At 73.3% G+C, this 23,706-nt stretch carries 23 protein-coding genes; 7 read left to right on the forward strand and 16 right to left on the reverse strand.

All coding sequences use genetic code 11. The annotated features are described in order from the left end of the window. Positions 1 to 96: 96 nt before the first annotated feature. The 4 genes from ACFYXE_RS11875 to ACFYXE_RS11890 form a co-directional block, all read right to left on the reverse strand. Complete coding sequence (locus ACFYXE_RS11875) at positions 97 to 1,125, reverse strand: 6-phosphofructokinase (protein WP_389311550.1); 1,029 nt, start codon at positions 1,123 to 1,125, stop codon at positions 97 to 99. A gap of 133 nt (positions 1,126 to 1,258) precedes the next feature. Continuing rightward, the gene (locus tag ACFYXE_RS11880; RefSeq protein WP_389311552.1) at positions 1,259 to 1,966 is read right to left on the reverse strand and encodes a response regulator; all 708 of its coding nucleotides are present in this window, start codon (positions 1,964 to 1,966) and stop codon (positions 1,259 to 1,261) included. Next, positions 1,963 to 3,204 (reverse strand): MacS family sensor histidine kinase, encoded by a 1,242-nt coding sequence (gene macS / locus ACFYXE_RS11885; protein ID WP_389311554.1) that lies wholly within the window; start codon positions 3,202 to 3,204, stop codon positions 1,963 to 1,965. The genes ACFYXE_RS11880 and macS overlap by 4 nt, the downstream gene beginning before the upstream one ends. A gap of 66 nt (positions 3,205 to 3,270) precedes the next feature. Continuing rightward, entirely contained in the window at positions 3,271 to 4,098 is an 828-nt protein-coding gene (locus tag ACFYXE_RS11890) for a lysophospholipid acyltransferase family protein (protein WP_389311556.1), read from the reverse strand. Between the two features lie 193 nt (positions 4,099 to 4,291). Here ACFYXE_RS11890 and ACFYXE_RS11895 point away from each other — a divergent pair, with 193 nt between their 5' ends. The 4 genes from ACFYXE_RS11895 to ACFYXE_RS11910 all read left to right on the forward strand — a co-directional run bounded on the left by ACFYXE_RS11895 (position 4,292) and on the right by ACFYXE_RS11910 (position 7,598). After that, positions 4,292 to 5,071 carry an alpha/beta hydrolase gene (locus tag ACFYXE_RS11895; RefSeq protein WP_389311558.1) on the forward strand — a complete coding sequence of 260 codons (780 nt, stop codon included), beginning with the start codon at positions 4,292 to 4,294 and terminating at the stop codon, positions 5,069 to 5,071. Beyond that, positions 5,064 to 5,750 carry a hypothetical protein gene (locus ACFYXE_RS11900; protein WP_389311560.1) on the forward strand — a complete coding sequence of 229 codons (687 nt, stop codon included), beginning with the start codon at positions 5,064 to 5,066 and terminating at the stop codon, positions 5,748 to 5,750. The genes ACFYXE_RS11895 and ACFYXE_RS11900 overlap by 8 nt, the downstream gene beginning before the upstream one ends. Positions 5,751 to 5,956: 206 nt before the next feature. Continuing rightward, entirely contained in the window at positions 5,957 to 6,637 is a 681-nt protein-coding gene (locus ACFYXE_RS11905) for an RNA polymerase sigma factor (protein ID WP_389311562.1), read from the forward strand. Beyond that, the gene (locus ACFYXE_RS11910; protein WP_389311564.1) at positions 6,630 to 7,598 is read left to right on the forward strand and encodes a CU044_5270 family protein; all 969 of its coding nucleotides are present in this window, start codon (positions 6,630 to 6,632) and stop codon (positions 7,596 to 7,598) included. The genes ACFYXE_RS11905 and ACFYXE_RS11910 overlap by 8 nt, the downstream gene beginning before the upstream one ends. A gap of 3 nt (positions 7,599 to 7,601) precedes the next feature. Here the strand turns inward: ACFYXE_RS11910 and ACFYXE_RS11915 are convergent, their stop codons facing one another. The 6 genes from ACFYXE_RS11915 to ACFYXE_RS11940 form a co-directional block, all read right to left on the reverse strand. Then, positions 7,602 to 8,360: an endonuclease/exonuclease/phosphatase family protein gene (locus tag ACFYXE_RS11915; RefSeq protein ID WP_389311566.1), complete on the reverse strand. Its 759-nt coding sequence runs from the start codon at positions 8,358 to 8,360 to the stop codon at positions 7,602 to 7,604. Between the two features lie 75 nt (positions 8,361 to 8,435). Further along, positions 8,436 to 9,389, reverse strand: coding sequence for an ROK family glucokinase (locus tag ACFYXE_RS11920; protein WP_361175969.1), 954 nt, complete (start codon positions 9,387 to 9,389; stop codon positions 8,436 to 8,438). 52 nt (positions 9,390 to 9,441) lie between these two features. Then, positions 9,442 to 9,936 carry a DUF5304 domain-containing protein gene (locus tag ACFYXE_RS11925; RefSeq protein WP_389311569.1) on the reverse strand — a complete coding sequence of 165 codons (495 nt, stop codon included), beginning with the start codon at positions 9,934 to 9,936 and terminating at the stop codon, positions 9,442 to 9,444. Between the two features lie 78 nt (positions 9,937 to 10,014). Next, positions 10,015 to 11,187, reverse strand: coding sequence for an ArsA family ATPase (locus tag ACFYXE_RS11930; RefSeq protein WP_389311571.1), 1,173 nt, complete (start codon positions 11,185 to 11,187; stop codon positions 10,015 to 10,017). Between the two features lie 138 nt (positions 11,188 to 11,325). After that, complete coding sequence (locus tag ACFYXE_RS11935; protein WP_361178101.1) at positions 11,326 to 11,766, reverse strand: SRPBCC family protein; 441 nt, start codon at positions 11,764 to 11,766, stop codon at positions 11,326 to 11,328. A gap of 112 nt (positions 11,767 to 11,878) precedes the next feature. Then, positions 11,879 to 12,649 (reverse strand): metallophosphoesterase, encoded by a 771-nt coding sequence (locus ACFYXE_RS11940; protein WP_361178103.1) that lies wholly within the window; start codon positions 12,647 to 12,649, stop codon positions 11,879 to 11,881. A 297-nt stretch (positions 12,650 to 12,946) separates the two neighbouring features. Here ACFYXE_RS11940 and ACFYXE_RS11945 point away from each other — a divergent pair, with 297 nt between their 5' ends. Continuing rightward, complete coding sequence (locus tag ACFYXE_RS11945) at positions 12,947 to 14,743, forward strand: AMP-dependent synthetase/ligase (protein WP_389311574.1); 1,797 nt, start codon at positions 12,947 to 12,949, stop codon at positions 14,741 to 14,743. A 123-nt stretch (positions 14,744 to 14,866) separates the two neighbouring features. Here the strand turns inward: ACFYXE_RS11945 and ACFYXE_RS11950 are convergent, their stop codons facing one another. Next, positions 14,867 to 16,009, reverse strand: coding sequence for a glycosyltransferase family 4 protein (locus ACFYXE_RS11950; RefSeq protein ID WP_389311576.1), 1,143 nt, complete (start codon positions 16,007 to 16,009; stop codon positions 14,867 to 14,869). A gap of 108 nt (positions 16,010 to 16,117) precedes the next feature. On the opposite strand from ACFYXE_RS11950, the gene ACFYXE_RS11955 reads away from it, so the two are divergent. Then, on the forward strand, positions 16,118 to 17,353 hold the full coding sequence (locus ACFYXE_RS11955) for a glycosyltransferase 87 family protein (protein ID WP_389311578.1): 1,236 nt from the start codon (positions 16,118 to 16,120) through the stop codon (positions 17,351 to 17,353). Here the strand turns inward: ACFYXE_RS11955 and ACFYXE_RS11960 are convergent. The 5 genes from ACFYXE_RS11960 to ACFYXE_RS11980 form a co-directional block, all read right to left on the reverse strand. After that, a complete protein-coding gene (locus tag ACFYXE_RS11960) occupies positions 17,310 to 18,512 on the reverse strand; it encodes a hypothetical protein (protein ID WP_389311580.1) in 1,203 nt (400 codons plus the stop codon). The genes ACFYXE_RS11955 and ACFYXE_RS11960 overlap by 44 nt on opposite strands. 38 nt (positions 18,513 to 18,550) lie before the next feature. Beyond that, positions 18,551 to 19,582 carry an NlpC/P60 family protein gene (locus ACFYXE_RS11965; protein ID WP_389311582.1) on the reverse strand — a complete coding sequence of 344 codons (1,032 nt, stop codon included), beginning with the start codon at positions 19,580 to 19,582 and terminating at the stop codon, positions 18,551 to 18,553. Between the two features lie 240 nt (positions 19,583 to 19,822). Next, positions 19,823 to 20,854 carry an NlpC/P60 family protein gene (locus tag ACFYXE_RS11970; RefSeq protein WP_389311584.1) on the reverse strand — a complete coding sequence of 344 codons (1,032 nt, stop codon included), beginning with the start codon at positions 20,852 to 20,854 and terminating at the stop codon, positions 19,823 to 19,825. Positions 20,855 to 21,122: 268 nt separating this feature from the next. Further along, on the reverse strand, positions 21,123 to 22,472 hold the full coding sequence (locus tag ACFYXE_RS11975; RefSeq protein WP_361178115.1) for an NYN domain-containing protein: 1,350 nt from the start codon (positions 22,470 to 22,472) through the stop codon (positions 21,123 to 21,125). 34 nt (positions 22,473 to 22,506) lie between these two features. Beyond that, positions 22,507 to 22,746 carry a hypothetical protein gene (locus ACFYXE_RS11980; RefSeq protein ID WP_355813701.1) on the reverse strand — a complete coding sequence of 80 codons (240 nt, stop codon included), beginning with the start codon at positions 22,744 to 22,746 and terminating at the stop codon, positions 22,507 to 22,509. 181 nt (positions 22,747 to 22,927) lie between these two features. Between ACFYXE_RS11980 and ACFYXE_RS11985 the strand changes: the two genes are divergently transcribed. Then, the gene (locus tag ACFYXE_RS11985) at positions 22,928 to 23,674 is read left to right on the forward strand and encodes a rhomboid family intramembrane serine protease (protein ID WP_389311587.1); all 747 of its coding nucleotides are present in this window, start codon (positions 22,928 to 22,930) and stop codon (positions 23,672 to 23,674) included. Positions 23,675 to 23,706 lie beyond the last annotated feature (32 nt).

Consider the following 23,706-nt stretch of genomic DNA (forward strand, 5'->3'; position numbering starts at 1 on the left):
GCCCGGTGACCGTATTGCGGCCGAATATACGGGGACCGGGGCGGAGGTGCCGTGCGGGGCACCGCCGTCCCGGGGAGAGCACCGCGGGTCGGGAGGTCAGCCGAAGAAGACGCCGACCTCCGCGTACAGCGCCGGGTCGACCGTCTTCAGGCGTGCCGTGGCCTGCGCGATCGGCACCCGGACGACGTCCGTGCCCTGCAGCGCGACCATCTTGCCGAAGTCGCCGTCCCGCACGGCCTCGATGGCGTGCAGCCCGAAGCGGGTGGCGAGCCAGCGGTCGAAGGCGCTGGGGGTGCCGCCGCGCTGGACGTGCCCGAGGACGGTGGTGCGCGCCTCCTTGCCGGTGCGCCCCTCGATCTCCTTGGCCAGCCACTCGCCGACCCCGGAGAGCCGCACGTGCCCGAAGGAGTCCTGCGTGCCGTCCTTGAGGACCATCTCGCCGTCCTTGGGCATCGCCCCTTCGGCGACGACGACGATCGGGGCGTACGACGCCTTGAAGCGCGAGGTCACCCAGGCGCAGACCTGGTCGACGTCGAAGCGCTGCTCGGGGATGAGGATGACGTTGGCGCCGCCCGCCAGGCCCGAGTGCAGCGCGATCCAGCCCGCGTGGCGGCCCATGACCTCGACGACCAGGACCCGCATGTGGGACTCGGCGGTGGTGTGCAGCCGGTCGATCGCCTCGGTGGCGATGCCGACCGCGGTGTCGAAGCCGAAGGTGTAGTCGGTGGCCGAGAGGTCGTTGTCGATGGTCTTCGGGACGCCCACGACCGGGACGCCGTACTCGTCGGTGAGGCGGGCGGCGACGCCGAGGGTGTCCTCGCCGCCGATCGCGATGAGGGAGTCGACCTCGTACTTGGCGAGGTTCTCCTTGATGCGGCGCACGCCGTTCTCGGCCTTGAACGGGTTGGTGCGCGAGGAGCCGAGGATGGTGCCGCCGCGCGGCAGGATGCCGCGGACCGCCGGGATGTCGAGCTGGACGGTGTCGCCCTCCAGGGGACCGCGCCAGCCGTCCCGGAAGCCGACGAAGTCGTAGCCGTACTCCTGCACGCCCTTGCGGACGACGCCCCGGATGACGGCGTTGAGCCCGGGGCAGTCGCCGCCTCCGGTCAGTACTCCGACCCGCATGGAAAGTCCCTTCGCCTTCAGTGACCTGACGCGAGTCACGCTAATGGTGATCCAGGTCACTCCGGGACCGTGCGGACGGTCAATTCCTGTACCGCACAGGGGAGTTGATCAAGCGCGTTCACTCGAACGAGGGTCAGGCGTCGTCGAGGCCCCGCTCGATGGCGTACCGCACGAGCTCCACCCTGTTGTGCAGCTGGAGCTTGCCCAGGGTGTTCTGGACGTGGTTCTGCACGGTGCGGTGCGAGATGACCAGGCGCTCGGCGATCTGCTTGTAGCTGAGCCCCTTGGCGACCAGCCGCAGGACCTCCGTCTCGCGGTCGGTCAGCTGCGGGGCCTTCGGGTCCTCGGGGGTGCCGGCCGCGGGCTCGGAGGCCAGCCTGCGGTACTCGCCGAGGACCAGGCCCGCAAGGCCCGGCGTGAAGACCGCGTCGCCGACGGCCGTGCGGCGCACCGCGTCGATGAGCTCCTCGGTGGACGCCGACTTCAGCAGATAGCCGGTGGCGCCGGACTTGACCGCCTCCAGGACGTCGGCGTGCTCGCCGCTGGCCGAGAGGACCAGGACGCGCAGCGCCGGGTTGGCGCCGACGAGCTCCTTGCAGACCTGGACGCCCGGCTTCAGCGGGAGGTTCAGGTCGAGGACCAGGACGTCGGGGGCGGCGGCCTGCGCGCGGCGGACCGCCTGCTCGCCGTCGCCCGCGGTGGCCACCACGTCGAGGCCGGCCTCCGCGAGGTCGCGGGCGACCGCGTCGCGCCACATCGGGTGGTCGTCGACGACCATGACCCGGACCGGGGCCGCGCCTCCCGCGGTGGTCCCCGTGGCCTGTTCCTGCTGCTCGCTCATCTCGCCCTTCCTGCCTTCCCCCGGGTGTCCCGCGCCTCTTCGCGCGGCACTTTCAGTTCCACTTCGGTCCCCTGGCCCGGCACCGAGATCAGCTCGGCGGTGCCGCCGATGTCCCGCAGCCGCCCCCGGATCGACAGGGCGACACCGAGCCGCCCCTCCCCCTCGGCCTGGGCGAGCCGCCCCTCCGGGATGCCGGGGCCCTCATCCCTGACCGTCACGATCACCCCGTCCGGCTCGTCCTCGACGAGGATCCAGGCGCGGGCGTCGGCGCCGACGTGCCTGCGGACGTTGTCCAGCGCGGCCCCGACGGCGGCCGCGAGCTCCCGGGCGGCCCGGGGCGCGAGGAGCACCGGCGCACCCGGCTCGGACAGCGTCACCTTCGCCCCCGCGTGCGGCACGAGCAGCGGGCGCAGATCGCGCGGCGACGCGGCGTCCGGTTCCTCGTCGGGCACCTCGACGGCGCGGACCACGGCGCCCTGCGAGGCGTCCTCGGAGGCGTGGGAGGGCGGCACCATGCCGCCGGCGACCAGGGTGCGCAGGGCGACCTCCTGCTCGCCGGCGAGGCGGCCGAGCTCGGCGGCCTCGCCGCCCAGTGCGGTGCCGCGCCGCTGCACCATCGCGAGGACCTGCAGGACGCTGTCGTGGATGTCGCGGGCGAGCCGCTCGCGCTCGCGGGTCGCGGCCTCTATCTCCAGGGCGCGGGCCAGGGTGCGCTCGGAGGCGCGGGCCAGCTCGACCACGTATCCGATGGCGATGGAGGCGATGCAGACCAGCAGGACGTTGTGCAGGGTGTCGCGGCTGAACGCGCCGCGCTGGATCACGTTGGCGACGCCCACCAGGAGGGACGCCGAGGCGGCCCAGCGCCAGCCGCCCTTGATCGCGAAGGCGAGCACGGAGCCCGCGGTCCATATGGAGGGCAGCGTCGGGCCGCCGTCGACGATCCGCTGCTGCGAGTCGGCCAGCGGGGTGAGCAGGATGCCCACGAGGGCGACGGTCAGGTCAGCGACGAGGAAGCGGCGGGTGCAGCTCGCGGCGTTCGCGACGCGGGGCAGCGTGGCCAGGGTCCAGGGGGCGAGCACCGCGTAGTAGGCGACGGCGAGCCAGGGGCGGTCCAGCTTCTCGTGGGCCGCCACGAACAGGCCGATCGCGTACAGCATCGTCAGGACGCGGTAGGCGGTGAGCGCGCGCCACAGCGGCTGCTCGACCGACATCCTCATGACTCTCTCGCGCTTGGCCATGCCCCCACCGCCCCCGTTCCCGCCGCCCCTGTCCCCGCCCCAGTCCCCACCCCTGGACGGACGCGGCTAGGCGCCGGTCCGTTCCTCGTCCGCCGCGGCGGAGGGCGCACCGGCCCGGTCGCCGGACGTGTCGGCGGACTGCTCGGCGGACTTCTCGGCAGCCTTTTCGGTGGACTTCTCGGCCGCTTTCTCCGCCGCCTTCTCCTCGGCCTTGGCGGCCTTCTGCGCCTCGCTGATCTGACGCTTCGCGGCCGTGGCGTACATGTCGACGTACTCTTGGCCGGAGAGCTTCATGATCTCGTACATGACCTCGTCGGTCAGCGCGCGCAGCACGAAGCGGTCCTGCTCCATGCCCTGGTAGCGCCGGAAGTCGAGCGGCTTGCCGATCCGGATGCCCGGCCGCATCAGCTTCGGCATGACCTTGCCGGGCGGCTGGATCTTCTCGGTGTCGATCATCGCGACGGGCAGCACGGGCGCGCCGGTGGCGAGGGCCACGCGCGCGAGGCCGCCCGGCTTGCCGCGGTAGAGGCGGCCGTCGGGCGAGCGGGTGCCCTCGGGGTAGATGCCGAAGAGCTCGCCGCGCTCCAGGACCTCGATGCCGCTCTTGATGGCCGCCTCGCCCGCGCCGCGTCCGCCGGAGCGGTCCACGGGGAGCTGGCCGACACCCTTGAAGAAGGCCGCGGTGAGCTTGCCCTTCACACCGGGCGAGGTGAAGTACTCCGCCTTGGCGATGAAGGTGACCTTGCGGTCGAGGACCGCGGGGAGGAAGAAGGAGTCCGAGAAGGAGAGGTGGTTGCTCGCCAGAATCGCGGGGCCCTCGGCGGGGACGTTCTCAAGGCCCTCCACCCAGGGCCTGAAGCCGAGCTTCAGCGGCCCTCCGATGGCAACCTTCATTGCGCCGTAGATCAAACCGAGTGCCTCCTGTTTCTGTGGATCAGACCTTAACCCGGGGTAGGGCCAATGGGCCCGACGACCCTGGTCGGTGTCAGTCCGGTCGCGTACGGTGAAGTACTCCTCGCAACCCGCGCAGATCCCCCTGTCTCATCTCCCCGCCCCTCCCCGCCACATCTCACGAAGGAGACCGAAGGTGCCGGTCCTCCCCGGAGCCGAGCCGTACCGCCACGAAGGCGGCGAGGTCGGCGTCCTGCTCTGCCACGGCTTCACCGGATCCCCGCAGTCGCTGCGCCCCTGGGCCGAGTACCTGGCGGAGCGCGGCCTGACCGTCTCGCTGCCGCTGCTGCCCGGACACGGCACCCGCTGGCAGGACATGCAGGTCACCGGCTGGCAGGACTGGTACGCCGAGGTGGACCGCGAGCTGCGGAGCCTGCTGGAGCGGTGCGAGCGGGTCTTCGTCTTCGGGCTCTCCATGGGCGGCGCGCTCGCGCTGCGCCTCGCGGCCAAGCACGGGGACGCGGTCGCGGGCCTCGTCCTGGTCAACCCGGGGAACAAGGTGCACGGCCTTGCCGCGCACGCCCTGCCGCTCGCGCGCCACCTCGTGCCGACGACGAAGGGCATCGCCAGCGACATCGCCAAGCCCGGCTCCGAGGAGATCGGCTACGGCCGGGTGCCGCTGCACGCCGCGCACTCCCTGCGCCGTTTCTTCCGCGTGGTCGACGCCGAGCTGCCGCAGGTGACGCAGCCGCTCGTGGTGCTGCACAGCCCGCACGACCACGTGGTGCCGCCCGCCGACTCGGCCCGCATCCTCAGCCGCGTCTCCTCGCGGGACGTCCAGGAGATCCTGCTGGAACAGAGCTACCACGTCGCGACGTTGGACCACGACGCGGACCGGATCTTCGAGGAGAGTTACGCGTTCATCGGCCGGCTCGCCCCCAGCGCAGGTAAGGAAGGGACGGCCACCGGTGGCTGAGCACGAGGCGGACCGCGACGAGAGCCGCGAGCCCGAGAAGAGCAGAGTCCCGCTGGACGGGGCCGACGGGTCCGACGCGGCGGAGATCCCCGACGGGACGGCCGGGGTGCCCCCGGAGGGCGTGCCGATGGAGGGCGTGCCCCTGGACGAGGACGCCGCATGGCGGGCGATCGTCGCGGGGTACGGCGAGGAGCCCGCGGACCCGCCGGGCGCCAAGCCCTTCAAGGCGGTGGAGGACCTGGCCCTCCTGGAGACGGAGACCAACGGCCCCGCGGGCGGCCCGGCGGCGAAGGACCCGGCGGGCGGGCCCGGCGACGACAAGGGCGACAAGCCGCTCGGCAGCTCCGTGTCCTTCGCGCCCGGCGTCGGCGGCCCGCGCGACTACACCACGCCGGAGCCCGCCGAGAGCGACTTCGACGCCGACGACGAGGGCCACTTCGTGCCGCCCGAGCCGCCGCCGCTGCCCGAGGCCGACGTCACGGCCAAGTTCGCCTGGCTCGCGGTGCTCGGCGGCCCGCTGCTGATCCTGCTCGCGGTGCTGCTCGGCTGGCAGATGACGTGGTGGCTGACCACGCTCGGCATCGGCGGCTTCCTGGGCGGCTTCGCCACCCTCGTCGTCCGCATGGGCGGCGGGGACGACGAGGAGGACGACGACCCGGGCCGCGGCGCCGTCGTCTGACCCCCGCGCCCCCGTCACGCAGGGCCGTAGTGCACCGGGCCCGTCCGGAACCTTCCGGGCGGGCCCTTCGCATGCCCGGGGGAGGGAGTCGACGGGAGGTGCGGGCGGGCCGGATGGAACTCGATCCCGTCCAGCGGCGAAGGAGAGGTGAACACCACCGACCAGCCCAAGCCTTCGAGGCGTTCGGACGAACGAGAGGAGCCCCGATGACCGTCGACCCAGGCGTCCCCCTCGGCGCGCGGCAGCCCGAGTCCCGCGGCCGGTGCCTGCTCCACGGGGGAGAGCACGCACCGGCCGCCGGGCGGCCCGAGCAGAGTGACGCCCGGTCCATCGAGCGGTCCCGGGACGAGCCCGAGCAGTTCGCCGCCCTCTTCGACCGGCACGCCGACTCCGTATTCCGGTACGCGGCCCGCCGGCTCGGCCCCGAGGCGGCGGAGGATCTGATGGCCGACACCTTCACCACCGCGTTCCAGCAGCGCCACCGCTACGACCTGGCGCGGGCCGACGCCCGCCCCTGGCTGTTCGGCATCGCGACCAACCTCATCGGGCGGCACCGCAGGGCCGAGGCCCGCCGCTTCAAGGCGCTGGCCCAGGTGCCCGCGCCGGTCCCGTACGAGGAGCCGGTCGCCGACCTCGCGGTCGCCCGCGCGGGTGCCGAGGGGATCCGCGCCGATCTGGCGGCGGCCCTGGCCGGGCTCTCCGCCCGCCACCGCGACGTGGTCCTGCTGGTGGCGTGGGCCGACCTCGACTACGAGGAGGCGGCCCGGGCGCTGGGGGTGCCCGTCGGCACGGTCAGATCACGGCTGCACCGGGCGCGCGGCAGATTGCGCGAAGCACTGGGCGGATCCGATCCGACGGCTTTCCAGGAGGCACACGCCCATGAATGAGCTCGACGAACTGCGCGGCTGGGACGCGGGGGCTCCCCCGCTGGACGACGACGCGCGCCACCGCGCCCGGGTGCGGCTGTTCGCCGCGATGAACGAACGGCCCCCGGCGGTACGGCCGTCACGGCGCCGGCCGGTGCTGCGGATCGCCGTCACCGGTCTGGTGGCGGCCGCGGTGGCCGCGGCCCTCCTGGTCGCCGCCGACGGCACGACGAAGGAACAGCGGGCCGAGTCACCCCCCACCGGCTCGCCGCGGGTGGCCCACGTCACCGCGGCGAAGGTGCTCCACGGCGCGGCCGCCCGGGAGCGCGCGCACGAGAAGCGGACCGTGGTGCCCCGCGACGACCAGTTCCTCTACTCCAAGGAGATCGTCACGGAGACGGAGCGGAGGACCGGCAAGGTGACGCGCTTCACCAACGAGATGTGGGACTCGGTGGACGGCTCCCGGCGCTCCTTGAGCATGGAGCTCGGCACCCCCATGTGGGAGGAGGCCATGGACCGGGAGAAGGGCGAGGGGGTGTGGCCGCCCCGCAGGTGGGCCGAGCTGAAGCAGCTGCCCACCGACCCGGAGAAGCTCGTCCCCGTCATCATCGAGATGCGCGCCACCGACAAGACGATCGGCGCCTTCACCAAGGACGAGCGGTGGGATGCCTACTTCCTGCTCGGCGAGCTCCTGAAGTCCCCGGTCCTGCCCGGGGGGCTGCGCGCCGCGGCCTACGAAGGGCTGGCGCTCGTGCCGGGCGTCAGGACGGTCCACGGGGTCGAGGACTCCGCCGGGCGCGAGGGGGTGGGGATCGCCTACCCGGGCGCGTTCAAGGGCAGGTTGCTCATCTTCGACGCGAAGTCCTACGAGTTCCTGGGCCTGCGCGACGAACGGACCTCGCCCGACGGGAAGAAGACGTACGTCCAGTTGTCGCACACCGTCGACTGGGCGGTCGTCGACAGGGTGTGGCAGCGCCCGTAGGCCTCACGGCGTGGCGGCGGGCACCCTGAGGGCGGCCAGGACCGGCAGGTGGTCCGTGGCCGCCCTCAGGTCGTCCCCGCTCACCCCCGGCAGCCCCAGCGGCACGCCGCAGCCCAGGACCTCGACGCCCTCGGTGGCGAAGAGCGCGTCGATGCGCTGGCGCGGGGTGCCGGCCTCCGAGGTGTACTCCCCGCCCCAGGGCGCGACCGCCCAGCCGTCCTGGAGCGCGCCCGCGAGCCGCTTGAACGTGCGGCCGCCGGGCCGCTCGTTGAGGTCGCCGCCGGCCACCGCGTGCGGCACGCCCATCCCGGCGAGCCGGTCGAGGAGGAGCCCGCCCTGGGCGTACCGCTCGTCGGTCTGCAGGCTCAGGTGGCAGCTCAGGACGCCGATCCTCGCGCCGCCGAAGCGGACGACGGCGGTCGCGAAGCCGCGCCGGTGCAGCCCCGGGGTGAGCGGGAGCAGGACGTCCTCGGTGCGCTCGACCGTGGCGCGCAGCGAGCAGAGCAGCGCGGGTCCGGCCGCGCTGCCGCCGCCGGAGAGGATGACCAGGTCGGCCGCGCGCGCGAGGCGGGCCAGCTTCTTGCGCCAGCGGAAGAACCGCGGCGCCTCCTGGATCAGGACGAGGTCGGGGGCGCAGGCGGAGATGACCCGGGCGAGCGCGGCGGTGTCGTCGCGCATCGAGCGGATGTTGTAGCTGAGCACCCGGACGACGGCCGAACCGTCGGGTTCGGTGCGGGAGTTGGGAAGCGCGTCGCTGGCCATGGCGATCAAGATACGACAGCGCCCGCCGCTCCCCCGAGGGGACGCGACGGGCACCGGCGCACGGAACGGATGCGCTCACATGACGGGGTCGGGCTCCCGCGCCAGGTCGGCCGCGCCGACCAGGCCCGCCTTGTTGCCGAGCTGGGCGGCGATGACCTCGGCCTGGGGGCGCCAGGCGGCGCCGACGAGCCAGCGCTTGAAGGATCTGCGGATCGGGTCGAGGACCAGCTCGCCCTCGTCCGAGAGGCCGCCGCCGACGATGAAGGCGGACGGGTCGAAGAGCGAGGCCAGGTCGGCGAGGCCGGCGCCCGCCCAGCGGGCCAGCTCGCGGTAGGAGTCGATGGCGACGGCGTCGCCCTGGCGCGCGGCCATCGAGATGTGCTTGCCCTCGATGCCCTCGGGGGTGCCGTCGCCCAGCGAGAGGAGGTACTCGGCGTTCTCCGGGGTGGCGTTGGCGCGCTGCTTCGCGTACCGCACGAGGGCGCGGCCGGAGGCGTACTGCTCCCAGCAGCCCTGGCTGCCGCAGCCGCAGAGCAGGCCGTCCGGCACCATCCGGATGTGGCCGAACTCGGCGGCGACGCCGAAGTGGCCGCGGCGCAGCTTGTTGCCGATGATGATGCCGCCGCCGAGGCCGGTGCCGAGCGTGATGCAGATGACGTTGCGGTGGCCCTTGCCGCCGCCGAAGCGGTATTCGCCCCAGGCCGCGGCGTTGGCGTCGTTCTCGACGACCACGGGGAGGTCGACGCGCTTCTCGACCTCTGCCTTGAGCGGCTCCTGGCGCCAGTCGATGTTCGGCGCGAAGTAGACCGTGGAGCGCTGGCGGTTGACGTATCCGGCGGCGCCGATGCCGACGCCGACGATCTCGTGTCCGGCCCGCGCGCCCGCGACGGCGGAGGCGATCGCGTCGACGATGGCCTCGGAAGTACCAGGGGTCGGCACCTTGAAGGTCGAGAGGATGGTGCCGTCCTCGTCGACCACTCCGGCCGCGATCTTGGTGCCGCCGATGTCGACGCCGATGGTGAGTCCCATGAATCCCTCAGTTCGATCGAGCCCCGCTACGGCCCACCGTACCCGAGGGGGGTCAGTCCAGATCGATGTGTTCCCCGGCCGCGGGGCCCTCGTCGCGGCGATCCGGGCGGTCCGCGGTGTCCTTCGCGGCACGGTCCGCGGCGTCGCCGCGGGTCCACCTGCTCTCCTGGCCCTCGACCGCGGAGCGGTAGGCGGCGAGCAGTTCGGAGCCGGCCGCGGCGAGGTGGTCGAAGACGCCGGGGTTGCGCTCGATGACCGGTTCGACGACGGCCTTCGCCTCCCTGACGACCTGTTTCAGGGTCTGCTCGACGGCGCCCTGTGCCACCGCGCCGAGCAGGGGTGTCTGCAGTCCCGAGAGCTTCTCCGAGACGGCGTCGACGAGCTTGCGCAGCTCGTCGGCGGCCGATCCGGGCGGCGTTCCGTACTGCGCGCGGCGGCGGGCCTGCTCGGCCGCGAGGTCCTCGGCGCACGCCTTCTCCCAGGCGTCGGCGTCGTTTTCCGGGGCTTGCGGGGCTTCCGGGGCTTCGCGCTCGGTGGCATCGCTCATACCACTCGACGTTACCCGAATGGCCGCAGGGCGTTCACCGTCCGTCCGTACACGGCGGCCGTCCGTGTACAGGCGGGTTCAGCGGCCGCGCGGCCACAGGTCGGGGTCCGGCGTGAACCGCACGCGCAGTGCGCCCTCGCGCAGCCCGGCCCCGGCGACCGTGCAGCGGCGCAGCGCGGACGGCAGGGTGACGATGCGGCGGAAGGGGCCCGCGGTGACGACGAGTTCGTCGCCGCGCCGGATCAGGCCGAGCTCCTCGCGGGTGAGGCCGGGCAGCGGTATGTGCCAGACGTAGGTGCGGGCGCCGTCGTCCGCGGCGGCCTCGGTGACGGGCCAGTCGGCGGGGCCGGGCGCGGCGGCGGGGGCCGTGGTGGGCGCGGGGAGGCCGAGGGCGGCGAGGTCGTCGGCGCCGCGCGGGTCGCGGCCCAGGTGCGGGACGGCGTCGACGCGCCCGTGGGCGGCCCGCCACTCGTCCAGGGCCTTGTGCTGCTGGGCGGCGAGTCCGGCGAGCCAGGGGTCGGCGGACGCGTCGGGCAGGACGCGGTTGGCGATCAGCAGGTCGGTGCGCAGGCCGTGCAGGGCGAGGCCCGCGGCGGCGGTGCGCAGGGCGTCGGTGCCGGCGGGGCCGGGCTCGGCGACCAGGCGGACGGTGGTGGTGGGGGCCTCGACGACGCGCTGGGCGGCGGCGAGTTCGTCCTCCCAGCGGGCCGCGGTGTCGTACAGCCAGGCGGCCGGCATGGGGACGCCGGCGAGGCGGCCGAGCATGGGGCGCAGTGCGCGGGCCGCCTGCCGCTCGGGCGGGAGCAGCCGGCGCAGATAGCGCCGGAGCTGCTCGGGCAGGGCGAGGGTGGCCAGTGCCCTGGGGGCGGCGGGCAGGTCGACGACGACGGTGTCGTACGCGTCGTCGCGGGCGGTGTCGCGCAGGGCGCGCAGCAGGGCGAGCTCCTCGCTGCCGGGCAGCGGGGTCAGTTCGTCGCCGTCCAGACGCTCGGCGCCGAGCAGGTCGAGGGCGGTGGCGGCGCGGTCCTGCAGCGCGAGCAGGTCGGCGCGGAAGCGGTCGTCGGGGGCGAGGCGGCGGGTGCTGAGCCCGGGGTGCGCGCCCGGTGCGCCGAGCACCGCCCCCAGGGTGTCGGCGCGGTCGGCGGTGAGCACGAGGACCCGCTGCCCGGCCCGGGCCGCGGCCAGCGCGGTGGCCGCGGCGACGGTGGTCCGTCCGGAGCCGCCGGGGCCGGTGACGAGAAGGGTGCGCATAAGGGTGAACGGTACGTCAGCCGCGGGGCGGCACGGCGGGAGCGCCCCTGCGTCGCGAGGGGGTTGCTGCGGGCCCGGCGCCCGGTGCGTCGTGGCCGGTCGCGCCGTTGCCCGCGTCCCAGGGGCCCGGCCCGCGCCTCAGGCCTCCTTGGACTCCACCCGCTGCTTCAGCCCGGCGAGCGCGCGGTCGATGATGACCTTCTCCGCCTTGCGCTTGATCATGCCGAGCATCGGGATCTTGACGTCGACGGTGAGCCGGTAGGTGACCTCGGTGCCGGAGCCCGCGGGCCGCAGCAGGTACGAGCCGTCCAGCGAGCGCAGCATCTGGGACTTGACCAGCGTCCAGCTGACCTCGTCGTCGCCGGTCCAGGTGTAGCCGAGGGTCTGGTCGTCCTTGATCGCGCCGGCGTCCATGACGAGGCGGACCTCCTTGGCGCGGCCCCGCTCGTCGGTGGCGAGGACCTCGGCCTGCTTCACCTCGCCCGTCCAGTCCGGGTAGCGAGCGAAGTCGGCGATCACTCCCATGACCTCGGCCGGTGCCGCCTCGATCGTGATGCTCGAGCTGGTGTGTTCCGCCATCGCTGTGGCTCCTCCAGATGCGGTCCAGGGTCGGGTCTCCCCTGCTCGGACGGTGCCGAGGGCGCGGGGAGGGGTGGGGTCCACCGCGTGAAGGCTACCGCGCGCGGGGTCCTCACCACTCCAGGGCCCACGGCCTGGACGAGCCGGCGAAGTGCCCGACGTTGACGCACTCGGTCGCGCCGATGCGCATGCGCCGGACCAGCGGCTGGTGGACGTGGCCGAAGAGCGCGTACCTGGGGCGGGTCCTGCGGATCGCGTCGAGCAGGGCCCGGCTGCCGCGTTCGAAGCGGCGCGCCACGGTGTCGTAGAGGAGCTCGGGGACGTCCGGCGGGATGTGCGTGCACAGGACGTCGACCTCGCCGACCGCCTCGATCTTGGCCGCGTACTCCTCGTCGCTGATCTCGTAGGGCGTGCGCATGGGGGTGCGCAGGCCGCCGCCGACGAAGCCGAAGACGCGGCCGCCGATCTCGGCCCGCTCGCCGTCCAGGACGGTGGTGCCCGGGCGCGCGTACTCGGGCCACAGGGACGGGATGTCGACGTTTCCGTAGGTGGCGTACGTCGGGGTGGGCAGGGCCGCGAACATCTCGGCGTACTGCTTGCGGACGGCGCCCTCGATGGCGGCGGCCCGGTCCATGTCCGCCCACAGTTTCCGGCCGAATTCCCTGGCCTCGTCGAAGCGGCGGGCGGTGCGCAGTTCGACGAGGCGGGACGCGTTCGCCGCGCCGAAGAGGTCGGGGAAGATGCCGCGCGCGTGGTCGGCGTAGTCGAGGAAGAGCACCAGGTCGCCCAGGCAGACCAGCGCGTCGGCGCCGTCGCCCGCGCGGGCGAGCCCCTCGGTGTTGCCGTGCACGTCACTGACCACATGGACCCGGAAACCTGGCATGCCGATCACCCTAGGACGACCGCCGCGCGGAGGGTAGGGGCCCCCGCAGCGGCCGGACCTGCGGTTACTTCCGAGTCGGGAAGACGGTGGCGTACTGTGCGATTCAGACCACAACGACGTGTGACGCACCGAACATCTGGGCCCGCCCCCCTACCGAACCAGCCATACCGATGGGTAACGTCCGGGCAGTCCAGTAGTGCTCAGCCCCCCACTCGACTGAGCACCTGCCCGATCTTGGACCGCACCGTCGCAGCACACAACGTCGTGGCGCCGGCGCCCTATGTAGGAGCAGCAGTCTTGCGCGAGTTCAGCCTTCCGGCCCTGTACGAGGTCCCTGCGGACGGCAATCTGACCGACATCGTCCGCAGAAATGCCGCGCAGCACCCGGATGTCGCCGTCATCGGCCGCAAGGTCGACGGCCGCTGGCAGGACGTCACCGCCAAGGCCTTCCTCGCCGACGTGCGCGCCACCGCCAAGGGTCTGATCGCCGCCGGTGTGCGCCCCGGCGACCGCGTGGGCCTGATGTCCCGCACCCGCTACGAGTGGACGCTGCTCGACTTCGCCATCTGGAGCGCGGGCGCGGTCACCGTCCCGGTGTACGAGACCAGCTCGGCCGAGCAGATCCAGTGGATCCTCGGCGACTCCGGCGCCGTGGCCTGCGTGGTCGAGCTCGACGCGCACGCCGCCGCCGTCGAGTCCGTGCGCGACCGGCTGCCCGCCCTCGCGCACGTGTGGCAGATCGACAAGGGGGGCGTGCAGGAGCTGCACGCCTCCGGTGCCGAGGTCCCCGAGGAGACCGTCGACGAGCGCAGCGCGGTCGCGGGCGCCGACGACCCGGCCACCATCGTCTACACCTCGGGCACCACCGGCCGCCCCAAGGGCTGCGTGCTCACCCACCGCAGCTTCTTCGCGGAGTGCGGCAACGTGGTGGAGCGTCTCAAGCCCCTCTTCCGCACCGGCGAGTGTTCGGTGCTGCTCTTCCTGCCCGTCGCGCACGTCTTCGGACGGCTCGTCGAGGTCGCCGCCCTGATGGCACCGATCAAGCTCGGCCACGCGCCGGACGTCAAGAACCTCACGGACGAGCTGGCCTCGTTCCGGCCGACGATGGTCCTGGGCGTCCCGCGTGTCTTCGAGAAGGTCTACAACTCGGCGCGCGCCAAGGCCCAGGCCGACGGCAAGGGCAAGATCTTCGACAAGGCCGCGGACACGGCGATCGCCTACAGCCGCGCGCTGGACACGCCCTCGGGCCCGTCCCTCGGCCTGAAGGTCAAGCACAAGGTCTTCGACAAGCTGGTCTTCAGCAAGCTGCGCGCCGTCCTCGGCGGCCGCGGCGAGTACGCGATCTCCGGCGGCGCGCCGCTCGGCGAGCGGCTGGGCCACTTCTTCCGCGGCATCGGCTTCACGGTCCTGGAGGGCTACGGCCTGACCGAGTCCTGCGCGGCCACGGCGTTCAACCCCTGGGACCGCCAGAAGATCGGCACGGTCGGCCAGCCGCTGCCGGGCTCCGTCGTGCGGATCGCCGACGACGGCGAGGTGCTGCTGCACGGCGAGCACCTGTTCAAGGGGTACTGGAACAACGAGGGCGCCACCGAGGAGGCGCTGGCCGACGGCTGGTTCCACACCGGTGACATCGGCACCCTCGACGAGGACGGCTACCTGCGCATCACCGGCCGCAAGAAGGAGATCATCGTCACCGCGGGCGGCAAGAACGTGGCGCCCGCCGTGATCGAGGACCGCATCCGCGCGCACGCCCTGGTCGCCGAGTGCATGGTCGTCGGCGACGGCCGCCCCTTCGTGGGCGCGCTGGTCACGGTCGACGACGAGTTCCTGGGCCGCTGGGCCGCCGAGCACGGCAAGCCCGAGGGGGCGACGGCGGCGTCGCTGCGGGACGACGCGGATCTCCTCGCGGCGATCCAGAGCGCGGTGGACGACGGCAACGCGGCGGTCTCCAAGGCGGAGTCCGTACGCAAGTTCCGGGTCCTCGGCTCGCAGTTCACGGAGGAGTCGGGCCATCTGACGCCTTCGCTGAAGCTGAAGCGGAACGTGGTGGCGAAGGACTACGCGGACGAGATCGAGGCGATTTACCGCGGGTAGCGTGGGCCGGGGGCGCCCACGCGCCGTGGGGCCCCCGCCGTCGCGCGGCTCACGGTCGTGGCCGGTTGCCCGCGCAGTTCCCCGCGCCCCTGAAGCATGGGCTGCGCCCGGCTTTCACCCGCGCTACAGGAGTTCCTTGAGGCGTTCCGCCAAGAGGTCCCAGCGCCAGCGTTCCTCCACCCAGTCACGGCCCCGCGCGCCCATGCGGGCCCGCAGCTCCCCGTCGCCGAGCAGCGTAACGATCCGGTCCGCCGCCTCCTCGGGCGCGCCGCCGCGGACCACCCAGCCCGTCTCCCCGTCGAGCACCGCGTCCGGCGCCCCGCCGGAGTCGCCGGCGACGACGGGCAGACCCGTCGCGGACGCCTCCAGGTAGACGATGCCGAGGCCCTCCACGTCCAGGCCCCCGCGCCGGGTCCGGCAGGGCATCGCGAAGACGTCCCCCGCGCCGTAGTGGGCGGGCAGCTCCGCCCACGGCACCGCCCCGGTGAACCGGACGGAGTCCGCGACCCCCGTCTCGGCGGCGAGCGTGCGGAGGTCCTTCTCGTACGGGCCGCCCCCGACGATGAGCAGCACCGTCTCCGGCTCCCGCGCCAGGATCCGGGGCAGCGCGCGGATCAGCGTGTCCTGGCCCTTGCGCGGCACCAGGCGTGAGACGCAGACCACCACGGGCCGGTCGGTCAGGCCCAGCCGCGCCCGCACCGCGTCGCCGCCCGAGCCGGGGTGGAAGGTCTTCTCGTCGACGCCGGGCGGCAGTTGCACCATCCGGCCCGCCGCGGCGGGGGTCAGCGCCGCGGCGATCCGGGAGCGCGTGTACTCGCCGAGATAGGTGATCGTGTCCGTCGACTCGCCGATCCGGCGGAGCAGTTGCCGCGCGCCGGGCAGCTGGGCCCAGCCCGCCTCGTGCCCGTGCGTCGTGGCGACGAGCCGCGTCGCCCCGGCCCTGCGCAGCGCCTGGCCCATCAGGCCCAGCGGCGCGGCCGCCCCGAACCACACCGACGTACAGCCGTGTTCGCGCAGCAGCGCGGCGGCGCGGCGGGTGACGCGCGGGGTGGGCAGCAGCATCGTCGTGGGGTCGCGCACGACCGGGAAGGGCTGCTCCGCGTCGAAGGCCGCGGTGGCCTCGGCGCCCTCGCGGCCGCGCTTCCAGGTGGAGGCGTAGACGACGATCCGCTCGGGGTCCAGGCGCAGCGCCATGTTGTGCAGGAACGCCTGGATGCCACCGGGCCTGGGCGGGAAGTCGTTCGTGACGATCAGGGTCTTGTGCATCGCGCACGACAGTACCGAACGGCCCGGCCTCTTCGCCCTCGCCGGGGGATGCCCGGCATCATGACTCCTCGAATCACGATGAAGTATGTGAAAAGGGGCGAGGCACACATGGCGCGCATCCTGACCGTCTGGGTCCTGACCAGGACCGTCCTGCTGCTCTGCGTACTGCACGTGCTCACGGCCCCGGGGCCGGACGTGACCAGTGACGTCTCCGTCATCTACCAGGGCTGGTACGAGGTGCTGCGCACCGGCACCTTCCCGCTGGACGACGTGACCTGGCAGTACCCGCCCGCCGCCGCCCTGGCGGTCCTCTCCCCCGCGCTGCTGCCCTTCCTCGGCTACGCGCCGGCCTTCTTCGTCCTCGCCCTGCTCTGCGACGCGGCGGTGTGCGGGCTGCTCGGGTACGCGGGACGGCAGCCCGGCAAGTCGGCGCGGGGCGCCTGGGTGTGGGTGGCCGGCGTGGCCCTGCTCGGCCCGATCGTCTACGCGCGCTACGACGTGATGGTGGTGGCCGTCGCGGTCGCCGCGCTGCTCGCCGGGGCGCGGCACCCGCGCACCCTGGGCGTGCTCGCCGGGTTCGGGGCGCTGCTCAAGGTGTGGCCGGTCCTGCTGCTCGTGGGCACCCCGCGCGGGCGGGTGACCCGGCGCTCCTGGACCGCCGCCGCGGGCACGGTCCTCGGCCTCACGCTGGCGTTCCTGGTCACCATGCCGGGGGCGCTCGCCTTCCTCACCTTCCAGCGCGACCGCGGCACCGAGGTGGAATCGCTCGGCGCCCTGGTCCTGCACGTCGCGCGGCACCTGGGCTGGCGGGGCGAGGTGCGGCTGAACTACGGCTCGGTGGAGTTCCTCGGCCCCTACGTCCCGCTGGTGAGCACCGCGGCGCAGGCCCTGACGGCGCTCGCCTTCTGCTGGCTCCTGCTGTGGCGGCTGCGCGCCCGCGCCTGGTCGGCGAGCACGCCCGCGGACGCGGCCTTCGTGGCCGTGCTGCTGTTCACCGCGACCAGCAGGGTGATCAGCCCGCAGTACCTGCTCTGGCTGGTCGGCTGCGCGGCCGTCTGCCTGGCGTTCCGCACCAGCCGCATGGCGGTGCCCGCGCGGCTGGTCCTCGCGGCCACCTTCGTGACGTTCCTGGAGTTCCCGGTGTGGTTCTCGCACGTGGTGGCCAGCGATCCGCTGGGGGTGTCCCTGTTGTTCGTGCGCAACGGCCTGCTGGTCGCGGCGACGGTCCTCGCGTGCCGGAACCTGTGGCGCCAGACGGTGTCCGGGCCGCGCGGCGGGCCGCAGCCGGTGCCCGGACAGCTCAGCCAAGCTCCGCCCGCAGATACGTACGCCAGCGCGCCGTGAAGTCCGCGGGCGTCGTGTCCAGGACGTCCCGCAGCGCGCCCTCGACGGCGCCCGCCCGCTTCTTGTGGGCGCCCACCGCCCGGTAGAAGTCCGCGAGCCGGCGCTCGCCCCACTGCTCGGCGATCATCCGGCAGGCCAGCCAGGAGCTCTCGTAGGCGCCCGCGAGCCGCTCCGCGTCCCCGCCGAAGCCGAAGGCGTCGTCCTCGGGGAGGGCGCCGGGCAGGTCCCCGCGCTGCACCGCGCGCCGCAGCTCGGGCGCGGCCTGCGCCGGGGTGCGGCCGGTGCCGCGGTAGCCCACCCAGTCCGCGAAGCCCTCGGAGAGCCACAGCGGGGTCGCCGCCGAGGTGTGGGCGCGGGTCGCGACATGGGTGGCCTCGTGGGTGAGGACGACCCGCTTGCCGAAGTCGCCGAGGACGCCGTACGCCTCGGGGTTGAGGATGATCCGGTCGGCCGGCGCCCGGCCCGAGCCGCCGGTCTCGCCGGTGGTGACCGCCGCGATCCCCCGGTACCCGGAGGCGGGCGCCCCGAGCAGCCCCGCCATGCCGTCCAGGGTCCGGGGCACCAGGACGACGATCCGCCCGGGCCACTTCTGCCGCCAGGCGTCCCGCACCAGCGGCACCGCGCGCTCGGCGAGGTCGCGGTGGGCGCGCAGTTCGGCGGCGCTCTGCCCGACGCCGAGGACGAGGCTGTGCCTGCCCCGGTCGGCGCCCACCCGCCCCTGGTCCCAGAGCTGTTCACCGGACTTCTTCGCGGGCCGCTCGGCGGTGACGTACCAGCGGCCGTCGCGCCGCTTCAGGGTCAGGGCGCGCTCGGCGGTGAGCGGGGCGCGGTCGTAGCCCTTGAGGCGGTAGTGCAGTTCGGCCCTGGCCGTGGCCTCGCCGCCGGAGCGGTCGAGGTCGGTCAGCCGGTAGTCCCAGGACTCCAGCGGGACGTCCTCGACCCGGTCGAAGAGGTCGGGCACGCCCCTGCCGGGCCGCTCGGTGCGGTCGTAGGCCTGCTCGTCGCCGTCGAGGACGGCCCGCGCGCGCCGGTCGAGGAGCCTGCGCACGTCGTCGGCCGCGGTGTCCGGCACGGGGTCCGCGCCGCATCCGGCGAGCAGCGCGAGGCAGAGCGCGGCGCACAGCGCCGCCGCCGTCGACCCACGCCCGTGACCAGCCACCTTCCCGATCGTACGGGGCGGGGCGGGCCGGGTGCCGGTCAGACCCGCGTCACGGACGACACCGGCATCATGCCGACGGGGTCGTAGCGGACCGGCGCGCCGGGGTACGGGGCGTGCACCACCTGGCCGTTGCCCATGTACATCCCGATGTGGCTCGCGTCGTCCCGGTAGGCGACCAGGTCGCCGGGCCGGGCCTCGGACAGGGAGACCTGCCGCCCGGCGTACCGCTGGGCCTGCGAGGTGCGCGGCAGGCCGACCCCGGCCTGGGCGTACGACCACTGGGTCAGGCCCGAACAGTCGAACCCGGAGGGGCCGTTGGCGCCCCACACGTAGGGCTTGCCGACCGCGGAGCGGGCGGCGGCGATGGCCGCGGCGGCCCGCGAGGAGGACGGGGCGCCGCCGGGGGCGGGCAGTTCGGCGCGGTCGGCGCCGGAGCGCGACGACCGGTCGTAGGCGTCGCGCTCCTTGCTCGGCAGCGAGTTGAGCAGCTGTCTGGCCCGGGCCAGCTTGTGCTCGACGGTGCGCTTGTGCCGGGCGACGGTGGTACGGCTCTTCTCCAGCTCGGCGAGCTGGTGGCTCGCCTCGGTGCGCTCCTGCGAGAGGCTGCGCTGGGCGCGCTGCAGGTCGGCCAGTTCACCCGCCTGGCGGGCGCTGACCCGGTCCAGGGCCGAGGCCCGCTCCAGGTAGCCGTCCGGGTCGGAGGAGAGCATCAGGGCGAGCGAGGGGTCGATGCCGCCGGAGCGGTACTGGGCCCCGGCGAGCGAGCCGAGCGCGCCGCGCATGGTGTTGATGCGCTCCTGGCCGCGCGCGACGCTGTCCTTGGCCCGCTCGACCTGCTTGCGCAGCCGGTCGGCACGCTCGTCGGCCTTGTTGTACGCCTCGGTCGCCTGCTCGGCCTGCTCGTAGAGCCGGTCCACCTTGGCTCGGGTGTCGGACGGCTTGTCCTGCGGCGCGGCGCCTGCGGGCGCGGCGCCGAAGGCCGCCGCCGCGGTGGCCGCTGCCGCTGAAAGGACGGTCACGCGCGTGCTCCGGTCGAGACCGGGCTGTGCGGGACGGCGATGGGACCCCACGGGACGCCGCTCTCCCTTCCGCTGACGAGCCCCCGGCTGTCCCGGGGGAATGCGCGCCGACAGTAGCCGGGCGACCACGGAGCGGCCAAAGACCCCGTGGGGCCCGGAAAGGGGGCGGACAGCCCGACGCCCCGCTTCAGACGCAGGTCATCAACGGGGCGTGGGGTCAGCGGGAGTTGCCGGAATTCGCCCGTTTGGGCGGTGTCGGCACGGCGTTGACGCCGGGCGGCCGGACGGCGGTCAGATGCGGACGCCGAACTGGAAGCTGCCCAGGTACGACATCGACTCGTAGCGCACCACGGCGCCCGGCTTGGGGGCGTGCAGCACCTGGCCGTTGCCGGCGTAGAAGCCGACGTGTGCGAGGTTGTTGAAGAACACCAGGTCGCCGGGCTTGAGCTCGCCGCGGCCGATCCTCGTGCCGTCGTTCTGCTGCGTGTACGTGGTCCGGGTGATGGAGACACCGGCCTGCGCGTACGCCCACTGGGTGAGCCCGGAGCAGTCGTAGGAGTTGGGGCCCGTGCCGCCGGAGACGTAGGGCTTGCCGAGCTGGGTGGCGGCGGCGCTCAGGGCGGCGGCGCCGCGGCCGGAGGCGGGCTTCTCGTCGCCGAGGTCCGCGCGGTCGTCGGCGGCGCGGCTCGCGCGCTGCTGCTCCTTGGCGGCCAGCGAGGCCTTCTCCTTGGCGGTCAGCGTGTTGAGGAGCTTCTGCGCCTCGCCCAGCTTGCCCTGGACTTCCTTCTTCTTCCTGCCGAGCTCGGTGCGGGTGTCCGCGAGGTCGTCCAGCTTGCCCGCGGCCTCCTTGCGCTGCTGCGCGAGGTCCCGCTGCTTCTTCTGGATCTTCTTGAGCGAGTCGACCTGCTGGCTGCTGAGCTGGTCCAGCGTGGACGCCTTGTCCAGGTAGTTGTCCGGGTCGGAGGAGAGGAAGAGCTGCAGGGAGGGGTCGATGCCGCCGGAGCGGTACTGGGCGCTGGCCATCGAACCGAGGCCGTCGCGCAGGTCGTTGAGCTCCTCCTGGCCGCGGGCGACCTTGTCCTGGAGGTCGCCGATCTGCTTCTCGAGCTTCTCCTGCTTCTCCTTGGCCCCGTTGTACTTGTCGGTGGCCCGCTCCGCGTCCTCGTAGAGCTTGTCGACCTTGGACTTGACCTCGTCCTTGCTCGGCTTCGGGGCGGCCTGGGCCGCTCCCTGCGAGGTGAGCGCCACGGCAGCGGCGGCGGTCGCGGTGAGCACGGTCACGCGGGTGCGGCTCGGCTGCTTGGGTCGACGGTGGGACGCCACGAAGGCGGCTCCTTCTTCCTCCAGCCGCCTACCGAGACCCGGTGGGCGGGTACCGCCGCCGTCACCCCGGATGGGTGATCAACCGAGCGGAGGTTCGAGGCGAGACCTTAGTGACCTTCTTGTGATCAGTTCAAATCTGATCAGCAAAAAATCGGTCGCGAAGCGCATTCTTTACCGATAACGCACAGGCAGTAATGATCTTCTGGCGCTACGTCACGTCACGTGAGCCCCAATTCGGGCATAGGCCCCAGGAGTTGCGCGAGGCCCCTTAGCCCCGCGAAAGCCGCTTCAGGAGGACCGCGGAAGCCACCGGCCGCGCCCCGGCCTTGGCGATCCCGTCGGCCACCTCGCGGTCGGTCGAGACGACCACCACGGGCCGCCCGGGCGGCTCCGCGCGCACCAGCTGACGGATCAACTCGTCCGCGGTGACACCGGGCTTGGAGAACAGCACCCGCACCCCGCGCGGCGGCGCGAGCAGCACCGGCGCGGCCAGCTCGGCGCCGTCGAAGACGCAGGTGACCTCGGCGCCGGACTGCAGGGCGAGCTGCGAGAGCGAGCCGAGCAGCCGCAGCCGCTGCTTCTCCAGCGGCATGGTCGGATAGCCGGTCTTGGTGACGTTGTAGCCGTCGACGACCAGATGCGCCTGCGGGAGCGCGAGGAGCTGGTCCAGGATGGCCGGATCGCTCTCGGACAGGGCGCGCGCGGCGATGTCCTTGGGCGACATCCGCCCCGGCTCCACGGCGTCCACGGTCTCCGCGGGCCGCACCGAGACGGGCGGCAGCGCCAGCTCGCGGCGCAGCCCCTGGGCCGCGTCGAGGACCGTGTCGAGCAGCAGCCGCAGCCGCATGTCCTCGACGCTGCGCCCCTCACGGGCCGCCCGGCGGCTGGCCTCCAGGGCCGCCTCGGTCTCGCCGAGCCGCGCCTTGAGGCGGCGCGACTCGCTCTCGGCGGCGGACACCTGCGCCTGCCCCTCGGCACGCACCGCCTCCACCTCGGCGGCGGCCTTGCGGAGCGCGGCCTCGCCCCGCTTGACGTCGCTGAGGGCCCCGCGCAGCTTGCGGTGCATCGATTCGGCTTCCCTGCGTGCCGCTTCGAGCTCGGTGCGCAGCCGCTCGGTCTCCGCCTTGGTCTGGCCGCGGGCGGCGACGAGGTCCTCGCGCAGCCGCTCCAGCTCGGCCCGGGTCTCGTCGTCGGCGCGCTCGGCGTCGGCCCGCTGGGCCTCCTCACCCGCCGCGGTGACCAGCTTCACCCATCCGGCGGGACGCAGCACGTAGGCCGCCGCCGCCACGTCCAGCGGATCGGCGGCGGGCGGCGGCGATCCCGCGTCGAGGGCGCCGGCGAGCTCGGGCTGTGCCTCCCTGAGGCGTTCGCCGATGCGCTGGCGGAACAGCGTGTCGTTCTCCAGCGCCGCCGCCATGGCGTTGGCCGCGAACTTCGCCCGCCGGGTGGGCGTGAAGCGCGCGTACTGCCGCAGCTGGGCGGGCAGTTCGGCCAGGGTCAGCCCGCCGAAACCGTCCGAGACGATCTGGACGACCCGCCGGCGCACCCCGTCGGGCAGCGGACGGTCGAGCACCTCAGCGGCGCCGTCGTCCGGCTCCCCGCCTGCGCTCTCCACCATCCGTCACCCCACTAGCTGTGCGGGCCCCGCTCCCTCAGGAGTCGGTGCCCGGCCTGTCCACGAGTTCCACCTGATCCACGGCGTTGCACCATCGGCAGCGCACCGACTCGATGGTCTCACTGACCACCTCGCGTTCCTCGACGTTCGACTCTCCGGCCAGGTCGAGATGGACATACTCGACGACCTTCGAGCTGCGGGTCACGTCGAAACGCGTGAGATTGCCGCAGAGCGTGCAGCGCCACCGGGTGGTGGCGGTCGGCAGGGGAACCGTCATCGTGGCTGTTCGCTTCCTTCGGAGACTGCGTACGTCGACGTCTTCGGCGACCGTGGGCCCACGCCGGCTTCCATGGCGCGTAGTGCCCGTAACCCTAAGGCCTGTAAGGGGCGCCATGCTGCGCCCTCCGGTGCGGCATGGCGGTCTGGGCAGGTAGCGCCCGTTACGTCATGCTCTGTTCATGATCACCACATGGGGTTCGAAGGCGGGCCGGCTGCTCCGGGGACAGTCCGCCCCGGTCACGTACGGGCTGATCGCCGTCTGCTGCGTGGTCTTCGTCATCTCCCCGGTGTCCGGATTCAACCCCGTCTACGGCAAGGGCGACGAGCTGCTCGCCGCGCAGCAGGCCTATTTCGAGCGGTGGGGAGTGGTACCCGTCGAACTGTTCAGCGGGGTCCCGCGGGCCGCCCTCGGACCGTTCACCGCCCTGTTCGTGCACGGAAGCTGGCTTCATCTGCTCGGGAACATGCTGTTCCTGTACGTCTTCGGGGCCATGGTCGAGGAACGCATGGGGCACCTCCTGTACGCGCTCTTCTACCTCAGCTGCGGATACCTCGCCCTGCTCGCCTACGCGGCCGCGCACGCGGGCTCCGACCAGACGCTGGTGGGAGCCTCCGGGGCGATCTCCGCCGTCCTCGGCGCTTTTCTGTATCTCTTCCCGCAGGCGCGCGTCACCAGCCTCTTCCCGTTCCTCTTCTTCCTGCCGCTGCGCTTCCCCGCCTGGGTGGTCCTGCCGTTCTGGGTGACGCTGCAGTGGCTGGCGGCGGGGCAGGGCGGCAAGGGCACGGGGGTGGCCTATCTGGCGCACCTGGTGGGCTTCTCGCTCGGCTTCCTCTTCGCGTGGGGGTGGTGCGTGCGGGGGCGGCGGAGCACGCGCGGGAGGACGTCCCTGCCCGCGCGGGAGGGTGAGGCGGGAGGGCTAGAGTGAACGGCACAGCACCGGCCACCGAGGGAGACAGC

Source organism: Streptomyces sp. NPDC002564, from assembly GCF_042889645.1.
Lineage (GTDB): Bacteria > Actinomycetota > Actinomycetes > Streptomycetales > Streptomycetaceae > Streptomyces.

Excerpts from the sequence above, each read along its gene's own strand:
- ACFYXE_RS11875 (WP_389311550.1), bottom strand. The coding sequence starts at position 1,125 with ATGCGGGTCGGAGTACTGACCGGAGGCGGCGACTGCCCCGGGCTCAAC.
- ACFYXE_RS11880 (WP_389311552.1), bottom strand. The coding sequence starts at position 1,966 with ATGAGCGAGCAGCAGGAACAGGCCACGGGGACCACCGCGGGAGGCGCG.
- macS (WP_389311554.1), bottom strand. The coding sequence starts at position 3,204 with ATGGCCAAGCGCGAGAGAGTCATGAGGATGTCGGTCGAGCAGCCGCTG.
- ACFYXE_RS11890 (WP_389311556.1), bottom strand. The coding sequence starts at position 4,098 with ATGAAGGTTGCCATCGGAGGGCCGCTGAAGCTCGGCTTCAGGCCCTGG.
- ACFYXE_RS11905 (WP_389311562.1), top strand. The coding sequence starts at position 5,957 with ATGACCGTCGACCCAGGCGTCCCCCTCGGCGCGCGGCAGCCCGAGTCC.
- ACFYXE_RS11910 (WP_389311564.1), top strand. The coding sequence starts at position 6,630 with ATGAATGAGCTCGACGAACTGCGCGGCTGGGACGCGGGGGCTCCCCCG.
- ACFYXE_RS11915 (WP_389311566.1), bottom strand. The coding sequence starts at position 8,360 with ATGGCCAGCGACGCGCTTCCCAACTCCCGCACCGAACCCGACGGTTCG.
- ACFYXE_RS11920 (WP_361175969.1), bottom strand. The coding sequence starts at position 9,389 with ATGGGACTCACCATCGGCGTCGACATCGGCGGCACCAAGATCGCGGCC.
- ACFYXE_RS11925 (WP_389311569.1), bottom strand. The coding sequence starts at position 9,936 with ATGAGCGATGCCACCGAGCGCGAAGCCCCGGAAGCCCCGCAAGCCCCG.
- ACFYXE_RS11930 (WP_389311571.1), bottom strand. The coding sequence starts at position 11,187 with ATGCGCACCCTTCTCGTCACCGGCCCCGGCGGCTCCGGACGGACCACC.
- ACFYXE_RS11935 (WP_361178101.1), bottom strand. The coding sequence starts at position 11,766 with ATGGCGGAACACACCAGCTCGAGCATCACGATCGAGGCGGCACCGGCC.
- ACFYXE_RS11940 (WP_361178103.1), bottom strand. The coding sequence starts at position 12,649 with ATGCCAGGTTTCCGGGTCCATGTGGTCAGTGACGTGCACGGCAACACC.
- ACFYXE_RS11950 (WP_389311576.1), bottom strand. The coding sequence starts at position 16,009 with ATGCACAAGACCCTGATCGTCACGAACGACTTCCCGCCCAGGCCCGGT.
- ACFYXE_RS11955 (WP_389311578.1), top strand. The coding sequence starts at position 16,118 with ATGGCGCGCATCCTGACCGTCTGGGTCCTGACCAGGACCGTCCTGCTG.
- ACFYXE_RS11975 (WP_361178115.1), bottom strand. The coding sequence starts at position 22,472 with ATGGTGGAGAGCGCAGGCGGGGAGCCGGACGACGGCGCCGCTGAGGTG.
- ACFYXE_RS11980 (WP_355813701.1), bottom strand. The coding sequence starts at position 22,746 with ATGACGGTTCCCCTGCCGACCGCCACCACCCGGTGGCGCTGCACGCTC.
- ACFYXE_RS11985 (WP_389311587.1), top strand. The coding sequence starts at position 22,928 with ATGATCACCACATGGGGTTCGAAGGCGGGCCGGCTGCTCCGGGGACAG.